This window comes from Salinivirga sp., from assembly GCF_035268865.1.
Lineage (GTDB): Bacteria > Bacteroidota > Bacteroidia > Bacteroidales > Salinivirgaceae > Salinivirga.
Window position 1 is genome coordinate 1 of sequence record NZ_DATFKB010000071.1, and the last position, 10,180, is coordinate 10,180.

Genomic DNA, 10,180 nt, shown 5'->3' on the forward strand with positions numbered 1-10,180 from the left:
CTGTAATGCCGATGGTTACGCAGGAAAGGTTGTCGTAGAGCTATACGATGGTACAAAGAAACTTACAACAAACCTGCAGCCAGATGGTGAGCTAAAAGAAGCTTTTGGTTTTTTCTGTCAAAAATCTGGCGTTTATAAAATACGAGCATATTTTAAAGATGGAAAAGAGGGTGCTGCAGTTGTTATTTTGAGTTTTATGCAGAAAAAATAAATTTATATACACCTACTCAAAAGCTGCCCCAATCAGGCAGCTTTTTTTATGGGAAATTTTTGCATACTAAAATTGCATAAATAATAGAGCAAAAAGCCAAACCCAACGCCAAGCAAACCACCAAAAAATATATCGGCCGGATAATGAACGCCCAAATAAACCCGGCTATATGAAACCAGGGCTGCCCATATTAATATAGCAATTGTATACCAACGCCTTTTAATAAACATAAGCGAAAAAACAGCAAACCCGAAAGTATTGGCCGCATGGCTTGACACAAAGCCATAAGCACCTCCATGGTAATTATTTAACAAATGCACGAGACCTTCAAACTCCGGATTATGCGATGGCCTGGGCCGTTCAATGGCAAACTTTATAGCTACTGATATCTGATCATTCGCAACAACAACTAATACTGCAAAAACCACCAGCCAAATAACGTTCCACTTCCACTCTTTTACCCACCAAATTAAAACCGCAGCATAAAGCGGTATCCAAAAATACTTTTCGCTGAACCACCACATAATTTGATCAAAAAAACTATTATGCAAGCCATTCAGGAATAAAAACAACTCTTTATCAAATTGCACTAAAGTATCAAACATCTTCTTCAAAATTTAAGGTATTCCAAATCAGGTCTTTAAGTTTATCGAGATTCATCTGAGCTACCGAAGAAATAAACAAAACCGGAATATCGGGCAAATCCTCTGAAATCTCCTCTATTAACTCTTCATCGAGCATATCGCTTTTTGTAATTGCCAAAATTCTGGATTTATCGAGTAATTGCGGGTTATGCTTCTCAAGTTCCGAAAGTAAAATTTTATACTCATTATGAATATCATCGCTATCTGCAGGAACCATAAAAAGCAATGCCGGGTTTCGCTCAATATGTCTCAAAAAGCGAAGCCCCAAACCTTTTCCTTCAGCTGCACCTTCAATGATACCAGGAATATCGGCCATTACAAAGGACCGGTTATCACGGTATGGCACGATTCCAAGGTTCGGGGTTAAAGTTGTAAAAGCATAGTCGGCAATTTTTGGTTTGGCGGCCGATACAACTGAAAGCAATGTAGATTTCCCAGCATTGGGAAAGCCCACCAAACCAATGTCGGCCAGCACTTTCAACTCGAACACAAACCATCCCTCCATACCTGGTTTCCCTGGCTGAGCGTGATGCGGTGCCTGGTTTGTTGATGTTTTAAAATGCGTATTACCAAGGCCACCCTGACCTCCTTCCAGCAACACAACCTTCTCATCATGCTTTGTGACCTCACAAATTAGCTCATTTGTTTCTTCATCCCGCACTATGGTACCAATGGGCACGTCTATTATCACATCTTCACCCTGGGCTCCAAAGCTCCTCTGACCTCCTCCTGGCTGACCATCACCTGCAAAAATGTGCTTTTTATAACGCAAATGCAGCAATGTCCATTGATTCTGATTACCACGCAAATATATATTTCCGCCACGGCCACCATCACCACCATCGGGACCTCCTTTAGGAACAAACTTTTCTCTGCGAAAATGCTCTGAACCTGCCCCTCCTTTACCCGAACGACAAAATATCCGGATATAATCTACAAAATTTGATTGTCCCATTGTTTATTAAATAAATTGTTCTATAACGCAGCTGATGCGGTTAAAAACCTCATCGACAGTTCCAACTCCGTCTATATCGTAATGTTTATGATGTCTTGTATAAAAAGTTATGACCGGCTCAGTACTTGCCCTGTAAGTTTGCAGTCGATTTTGCAATACATCTTCGTTCTGATCATCGGCCCTACCCGATTCTAAACCTCTTTTCCGCATGCGCTCAAGCAGTTCTGCTTCCGGAACTTTCAGATCTATCATCAGTTTTATGGTTTCGCCCCTTTCAAAAAGTTCAGAGCGTAATATTTCTGCCTGCCTTATAGTCCTGGGAAATCCATCAAAAATAAAACCCTTTTCATCGTTGTGCTGATCAAGGAATTTCATCACCAAATCAACCACCAACTCATCCGGCACAAGATCGCCCTTTTCCACATATTTTTTTGCTCTGAGACCCAAAGGCGTCTCTTCGTCCATTTCCTTGCGGAAAATATCGCCGGTAGAAATGTGTCTTAAGTTATATCGTTCACTAATCCGATCAGATTGTGTCCCTTTGCCAGAACCCGGGGGGCCAAAAAGTACAAGGTTAAACATAAGCTGTTATTTTTTTATTCGACCTTATAAATATGCGGTAAATTTCGCCCTAACCCATCATAATCAAGACCATAGCCTATAATAAAATCGGGTGGGATACTAAAGCCAACATAATCTATGTCAAAATCTTTTGTATAAGCTTCAGGCTTATACAAAAGTGTTGCTACTTTAATATCGGCTGGGTCATACCCTCTGAGTTGCTTAATAATCTGCTCCAGGGTTAAACCCGAATCAACTATATCTTCAATAATAATCACTGTTTTATCGGCAATATCTTCGTTTATTCCGATTAGCCTTTTTACTTTACCTGAAGAAAAAGTCCCCTCATAAGAGGCTAATTTAAGAAACGATATGGGGGCAGGAACAGTTATATATTTAAACAGATCTGAAGCAAACATAAAAGAACCATTTAGGATACCCAGAAAAATAACATCCTTATCTTTCAGGTCTTTATTCATTTGGGCTGCAATAGCCTTTACCCGCTCCAGTATTTTATCATGATGAATGGAGATTTCGAATATTTTGTCGTGGATTTTAACTTTATTCATAAATTTGGATTAAGGTGGTTTTTGTATATTTGATGCGAAAATACAAAGGTTCATCTACAATTTCATTATTTTATGAAAAATAATGAATTAAATGATTTGATTAAGAAGAAATTTATTCCAGAACTTAATGTGAAAATAATTGTTTTTTTATTGAACTATAAACCGCCCAAATGTTATTATTATGACACCAAAAGTTAGTATTATCATGGGCAGCACTTCTGATTTACCAATAATGGAAAAAGCTGCCCAGGTGCTTGATGAGTTTAAAATCCCATTCGAAATCAACGCACTTTCTGCCCATCGCACCCCGGAAAAAGTTGAAGAATTTGCTCAAAATGCTTATGATAAAGGAATACGCGTAATAATTGCCGGCGCAGGTATGGCTGCACACTTACCAGGCGTTATTGCTGCTTTAACACCAATTCCGGTAATAGGGGTACCCATAAATGCTTCTCTCGACGGTTTAGATGCTGCCCTCTCTATCATGCAGATGCCCCCGGGGATACCTGTTGCTACAGTGAGTATAAACGGAGCTAAAAATGCCGGTATTTTAGCAGCACAAATACTGGCTACAGATAATAAAGAAATTTTTGAGGCCACGGTGGCTTATAAAGCAGACCTTAAACAAAAAATTGTTAAAGCCAACGAGGAACTAGCAAAAATAAAATACGAATACAAAACAAATTAATATAGTAAGGCAAAATATTTTGCACTAAAGGGATTTATTCATATTTTTCGAATAAATCCCTTTTCTTTTTAAGAAATCTGGTCAATGCAAAAGCTACTTTTATTATTCATCTTTTCGCTAATAGTGCATGCAGGGTTTGCAGGCAATTACTATTTTTACGGAGGAGCGCGTCCGGCAGCTATGAGCAACGCTGTTGTGATGTCGCCCAAACTTGCCTATATGCAAAACCAGGCAGCACTCGGATGGTATGACTCAACTGCTGTTTCAATTTACAGCATGTATCAACCCGATTTACCTCAGCTATCGGTAATAGCTGCGCAAGGGCGCTTTCCGCTTCTGGGGGGAGGTATGGGGCTACAGGTACAACGGTTTGGTTACGACATTTATAACGAAAATAAAATTGGCCTGGGTTACGGAAGAAGCCTGGGTGATCATTTTTCAGCGGGTGTACAGTTCAGCTATCTTTACACACATTTAAACGGGCCTTACGAATCATTTCACAGTTTAGTTGCCGAAGCCGGCATACAGGCTCAATTTGGAGAACGCTGGCTATTTGGAGCACATATATACAACCCCACCCTTAGCAAAACCGGTGACCATGGAGATGAAACTCCGGAAACAATATTGAGAGTTGGTGCAGGAGTACTTGTAACAGACGATTTTCTTATAACATCAGAAGTCGAAAAACATATCAATCAAAAAATCAATTTCCGGGTTGGCATTGATTATGAGTTTTCAATGGGTCTGAACATACAGGCAGGTTTCCAAACCGAGCCCCAAAGTTTTTCAGCAGGAGCCGGCTATAACTTCAACCAATTTGCTGTGCAGGTGGCAGTTACCAGCAACACTTACCTTGAACCAGGAACACATTTTTCATTGCAATACTTTTTTTAAATCATGAGCAGGAAATTAATTCTCATATTAGGCATATTGCTCATTAATATGGCTATTTATGGCCAGCAAAAAAGTGCACAGCAATATATTTCGAATATTGCTGAAGAATTACAGGAAAATGAAGTTGCAGAATCAACAATCGAAGAAATATCCAATACCCTGACCTATTGGTCTGAAACAAAACCCAACATAAACACCATCACAGCAGAAACCCTGCTTGGCTACCAGCTAATAAATCCGATGCAGGCAGCAGAAATGCAGGATTACATAAAAAACAACGGCGATTTGCTTTCACCTTATGAGCTCATTTACATGCCCTCTTTCACCCGACAAACAGCTCAGACCCTTATGCTTTTCTTTACTTTTGGCAAGGAGGAAGAAGAAAAAAAGGACCTTCGGGAATATTTATGGGGCCGGCATGAAATAATGACACAGTATAACCGCTTTTTTGAGCAAAAACAGGGCTACAAAGATGGCGACTATGAGGGAAAACCCGGTAAAGTATACTTTCGATATCAATATAACCGCTCGCAGCAATACTCAGCCGGGATTACAGCTGAAAAAGACCCCGGAGAAGCTTTTTTTAAAGGAAGCAATAATCATGGTTTCGATTACTACTCAATGCACATTTTTCTAACGCCCGGAGATAGACTAAAAACAATGGCTATAGGCGATTACCAGGTTACAATGGGGCAGGGTTTAATATGTGGGCAGGGCATTTGGGGTGGAAAAAATTCAGCTACCACACAAATTAGAAATACCCGGCAAGGATTTAAACCCTACAGAAGTGCCACTGAATATGGTTTTATGAGGGGAGCCGGTGTCGAAGGGAGTCTTAAAAACATAAATGCAGGTCTGTTCGCAAGCTACCAGGATATTGATGCAACCGTTGACACTTTAGACAAGCCCGTTATTTCGAGCCTTTCAGCTACTGGATTGCATCGTACTACAGGGGAACAAGCCAAAGAAAACAGCGTAAAAGAATTTATTGCAGGGAGTTTTATCAATGGCCGTTTTGGCAACCTGAACATTAACCTGAACAGCATTTTCACAAACTACGAGCACACAATTCAAAAATCGGGTCAATTGTATGACCTTTACGACCCTGAGGGACAAAAATTTGCCAACTTATCGGGAGGGTACACTTACCAGCTACACAGATTTACATTTTTTGGAGAGGTGGCCTGGTCGAAAAATAATCACTGGGCAAACCTGCATGGTCTCTCATTCTATCCTTCAGAATCAGCAGGCTTAGCATTGCTTTACAGGAACTACCAAAAAGAGTTCACTGCTTTACACGGCTATGCGTTGGGCGAAGGATCATCGGTTCAAAATGAAGAAGGCTTTTATTTTGGTTTGGAATGGCTTCCTTTTAAATACACCAAAGTTAATTTATATGCCGACTTGTTTCGGTTTCCATGGTTACGTTACGGGGAAAAAGCACCCACAGATGGAAGCGAATATCTAATCAACATAGATTATGCGCCACAGCGGGAAATTGATATCCAGACACGCTTAAAATACGAAAAAAAGTCCACAACCGTATCTGACCATCAATATGCCGATTTAGTTTACGGAGAACTCTACAAATGGCGCATTCAGGCTAAAATGGACTTTACCAAAGAATGGTCAGGTCAGGCCCGGTTAGCTTTTAGCCATTTTAAACAAGACACAGCCAATTACGATGGGTGGCTCCTTTTTTACGAACACTTTTACGATCCTCCAGAAAGCAAATTAAGTGCAAGCTTCCGCATAAATATTTTCGATGTGGAGGACTATACCGCCCGAATTTACACCTATGAGCGGGATGTACTTTACAGTTTCTCTGTGCCATCGTTTCAGGAGACAGGTGTTCGGTATTATTTAAATGCAAAATGGGATATTACAGAATACATCTCTTTGTATGCCCGGATTGAGCAAACAACCTATCTGCACAAAGACGAAATATCATCAGGGAATGAGCTTATAGAAGGTTCAGAAAGAACAGCCATTCACACAAAACTGAGAATAAAGTTTTAACGTAATCGATTGCAGGCTTAAACAATTCACTCCTACCATAGTTTCAAAAGAAAACGATTTGGCACAATGAAATTATCACAAAAATCATCTCTGAATTATGTCCACGCAGGTTTATTAATACTGCGTATTGGAATAGGAATCATGTTCATATTTCATGGTTTACCCAAACTACTAAGTGGCCCCGAGGGTTGGGAATCCACAGGCAAAGCAATGTCTGTTATTGGCATAAACTTTCTTCCCGCATTCTGGGGTTTCATGGCGGGCTTTGCTGAAGCTGTAGGTGGTTTACTTTTAATATTTGGATTGGCGTTTGTCCCGACCACCCTGATGCTTGCTTTCACCATGCTAATTGCTTTTCTAAATCATTATTTTGGCGGAGACGGGTTCATAAAATACTCACATTCACTTGAGGCTTTTATATTGTTTGCATCACTTGCATTGATAGGTCCGGGAAAGTACAGGTTAACCAAACTAATGGTTAAATAATCGTTAAGTTTTTTATATAGTTTTCAACATCAGGCTAATAAAACAATTTATTCAATTAATTTTGCGTCCGTTGGCTGATCACACATTTCTAACCATTTAATATTTTTTTATTATGACAAACATTCGTTTTAAAGCCCTTGAGCAAATTATGCACGATCAGTGCACTACGCCGAAACAAGAACATCAAAAAGTATCTGAGTATTTTGCTCAATACGTTTTCACGCATGAAAAAATGCAAAACTATCTATCTCAAAAGGCTTATAACGAATTTCAACAGTCAATCAGCAACAATCAACCTATATCGCTTCAACTGGCCGACCAAATAGCATCTGCGATGAAAGGCTGGGCTATGGAACATGGCGCAACCCACTACACTCACTGGTTTCAGCCATTAAATGGAGCAACAGCTGAAAAACATGATGCATTCATCGACTTTGCAGGTGGCAACCACAACCTGGAAAGGTTTTCAGGCAAACTGCTGGTGCAACAAGAACCTGATGCATCCAGCTTCCCCAGCGGAGGAATGCGTAACACATTTGAAGCACGCGGCTATACAGGTTGGGACCCAAGCTCACCAGCTTTCCTTATCGATGGCACCCTGTGTATTCCAACAGTTTTCATATCATATAAAGGCGACTCTCTTGATTTTAAAACCCCTTTGCTCAAATCGCAGCGTAGCCTGAGTGAAACAGCAGCTAAAGTTTGCCGTTTGTTTGATCAAAATGTATCGTCGGTGAAAGTTACACTGGGTTGGGAACAAGAGTATTTTCTGGTAGACGAAAGACTTTATATGGCCCGCCCCGACCTTCACCTAACAGGACGTACTTTAATGGGGCATGCATCGGCCAAAGACCAGCAGTTGGAAGATCATTACTTTGGCAGTATTCCATCACGCGTAATGCAATTTATACAGGATTTTGAGCAACAATCGCATTTACTTGGAATTCCGGTAAAGACACGCCATAACGAAGTGGCGCCGGGCCAATTCGAATGTGCACCTATGTTTGAAGATGTAAACCTTGCTGTAGATCACAATCAGTTGCTAATGGACCTGATGAAAAAAATTGCACGAAAACATAAGTTCAGGGTATTGCTGCACGAAAAACCATTTCAGGGAGTCAATGGTTCTGGTAAACACAACAACTGGTCGCTATTAACCAATACAGGAGTAAACCTGTTATCACCCGGAAGTATGCCCGGCAAAAACCTGATGTTCCTTACATTTCTGGTAAATGCCATTAGTGCAGTATATCATAATGCCGACTTACTTCGCAGCTCAATTGTTTCGGCAGGCAATCAACACAGGCTTGGGGCCAATGAAGCACCACCAGCAATTATTTCAGTATTTATTGGACAGGAACTCACAAAAATTCTTAACCAAATTGCCGACAGCCCAGAAAAGGAAGAGCTTACAGATGAGCTATCGGCTAAAATACAATTGAATATTGCCAATATTCCTGAGTTGTTGCTGGACAATACAGATCGCAACCGTACGTCACCTTTTGCCTTCACAGGAAACCGTTTCGAATTCCGGGCTGTTGGATCTTCGGCCAACTGTGCATCTCCGATGATCACCCTTAATACCGCAATGGCTGACCAGCTTGATAAATTCTACCAAAAGTTATCCGGTAATATGAAAGAAGGTGCAAGTTTCGATAAAACCCTCATCGCCCTGTTACGCGATTTAATTACCGAATCGAAAAACATTCTTTTTGAGGGCGATGGATACAGTGATGACTGGATCAAAGAAGCTGAAAAAAGAAACTTAACCAATGTACGTTCAGTTCCCCTAGCCCTGAAAGAATTTACTAAAAAGCATAATGCAGATCTGTTTAGCAAACATAAAGTATTTTCTGACAAAGAACTTGAAGCCCGATATGAAATATGGCTCGACACTTTTATTAAGCAAATGCAAATTGAATCACGGGTATTGGGAGACCTCGCTATTAACCATGTAGTTCCGACGGCTATAAACTATCAAAACATACTGATAGACAACGTTAAAGGATTAAAGGAAATACTTGATGGCAAGGACTATCGTGAAATGTCGCAACCTCATATTGATTCCATAAAGAAAATCTCCGCACATGTAAAAAACATTCGTCAGATGGTGAGCAATATGGTTGACGCCCGTAAAAAAGCCAATGATGCTCAGGATATCGCCGAAAGTGCGTTACTTTATGATAAGGAAGTCCAGGTATGGTTCGATCAGATAAGATACCACATAGATAAACTTGAGCTCATTTGCGATGATAATATCTGGCCATTGCCAAAGTACAGGGAATTACTGTTTATGCGGTAAAAACGGATACTAACATAATTACGGCTCCGAAGAATTTTGCAAACATTATTTTTCGGAGCCTTTTATTTTAGTAATTTTATTTAATTAGATATAAACTAATAAAACGCTGATTTGTAAAAATATTGTAACCATCTAATCAAAATTAATCATGAAAAACTTTTTAACAGAAGATTTCTGGACATCCATTTTTGAAAAAGCAAGCAATTGGGTAATTAATGAACTTCCGTCTATAATCATTCTGCTAATATTTACTTTTATTGCATTTCGGCTTGTACGCTTCTTATTGAACCGCTTAAAAAAGATGATCATAAAACGAGCACAGCGCATGGATAAAGATGATGCAAGTGAGACAGAAAAAAGAATCAACACCTTAATGAATATAGCCCGTGGAGCATCCAATATCGTAATTTGGGCCATTTTTCTGATGATTTTACTGAGCAAATTTGGAGTAAATATTGGTCCAATTCTCGCAAGTGCTGGTATTTTAGGCCTTGCGCTCGGTTTTGGGGCACAAGAGTTGGTCCGCGATTTCATTTCGGGTTTCTTTGTATTGCTCGAAAACCAAATAAGATCGGGTGATGTGGCTATAATTAACGGTACTGCTGGTCTGGTTGAACGAATCGAGCTTCGTACTACTACATTGCGCGATTTTTCCGGTGTTGTGCATATTTTTCAAAACGGAAAAATTAACTCTTTATCTAACATGACCAAAGAATGGTCGGCTATTACAGTAGAGATTGGTGTAGCCTATAAAGAAAATGCCGATCATGTTATGAAAGTTATGAAAGAGGTTGCAGAAGACCTCGAACAAGATGAAATGTTTAAAGACAAAATAAAAGAGCCCACTGAAA

At 40.0% G+C, this 10,180-nt stretch carries 11 protein-coding genes; 7 read left to right on the forward strand and 4 right to left on the reverse strand.

All coding sequences use genetic code 11. The annotated features are described in order from the left end of the window. On the forward strand, positions 1 to 211 hold a 211-nt coding region (locus tag VJ937_RS04300; protein WP_324065660.1), incomplete at its 5' end, for a hypothetical protein. Between the two features lie 32 nt (positions 212 to 243). Here VJ937_RS04300 and VJ937_RS04305 read toward each other — a convergent pair. The 4 genes from VJ937_RS04305 to hpt are packed head-to-tail and all read right to left on the reverse strand — an operon-like array spanning position 244 to position 2,940. After that, complete coding sequence (locus VJ937_RS04305; protein WP_057952875.1) at positions 244 to 816, reverse strand: phosphatase PAP2 family protein; 573 nt, start codon at positions 814 to 816, stop codon at positions 244 to 246. Beyond that, positions 809 to 1,810 (reverse strand): GTPase ObgE, encoded by a 1,002-nt coding sequence (obgE, locus tag VJ937_RS04310; protein WP_324065661.1) that lies wholly within the window; start codon positions 1,808 to 1,810, stop codon positions 809 to 811. Before obgE ends, VJ937_RS04305 begins: the two co-directional genes overlap by 8 nt. Positions 1,811 to 1,816: 6 nt before the next feature. Further along, on the reverse strand, positions 1,817 to 2,392 hold the full coding sequence (locus VJ937_RS04315) for an adenylate kinase (protein ID WP_324065662.1): 576 nt from the start codon (positions 2,390 to 2,392) through the stop codon (positions 1,817 to 1,819). Between the two features lie 14 nt (positions 2,393 to 2,406). Beyond that, positions 2,407 to 2,940, reverse strand: a complete 534-nt coding sequence (gene hpt, locus VJ937_RS04320; RefSeq protein WP_324065663.1) for a hypoxanthine phosphoribosyltransferase — start codon at positions 2,938 to 2,940, stop codon at positions 2,407 to 2,409. A gap of 181 nt (positions 2,941 to 3,121) precedes the next feature. On the opposite strand from hpt, the gene purE reads away from it, so the two are divergent. The 6 genes from purE to VJ937_RS04350 form a co-directional block, all read left to right on the forward strand. Further along, entirely contained in the window at positions 3,122 to 3,628 is a 507-nt protein-coding gene (purE, locus tag VJ937_RS04325) for a 5-(carboxyamino)imidazole ribonucleotide mutase (RefSeq protein WP_324065664.1), read from the forward strand. Between the two features lie 84 nt (positions 3,629 to 3,712). Next, positions 3,713 to 4,522, forward strand: a complete 810-nt coding sequence (locus tag VJ937_RS04330; RefSeq protein WP_324065665.1) for a hypothetical protein — start codon at positions 3,713 to 3,715, stop codon at positions 4,520 to 4,522. A 3-nt stretch (positions 4,523 to 4,525) separates the two neighbouring features. Next, positions 4,526 to 6,541 (forward strand): hypothetical protein, encoded by a 2,016-nt coding sequence (locus VJ937_RS04335; protein ID WP_324065666.1) that lies wholly within the window; start codon positions 4,526 to 4,528, stop codon positions 6,539 to 6,541. Between the two features lie 66 nt (positions 6,542 to 6,607). Continuing rightward, complete coding sequence (locus VJ937_RS04340) at positions 6,608 to 7,027, forward strand: DoxX family protein (protein ID WP_057952882.1); 420 nt, start codon at positions 6,608 to 6,610, stop codon at positions 7,025 to 7,027. 112 nt (positions 7,028 to 7,139) lie between these two features. Beyond that, positions 7,140 to 9,329 carry a glutamine synthetase III gene (locus VJ937_RS04345; protein ID WP_324065667.1) on the forward strand — a complete coding sequence of 730 codons (2,190 nt, stop codon included), beginning with the start codon at positions 7,140 to 7,142 and terminating at the stop codon, positions 9,327 to 9,329. A 148-nt stretch (positions 9,330 to 9,477) separates the two neighbouring features. Continuing rightward, positions 9,478 to 10,180: mechanosensitive ion channel family protein (locus tag VJ937_RS04350; protein ID WP_324065668.1), on the forward strand; the 703-nt coding region annotated here is incomplete at its 3' end.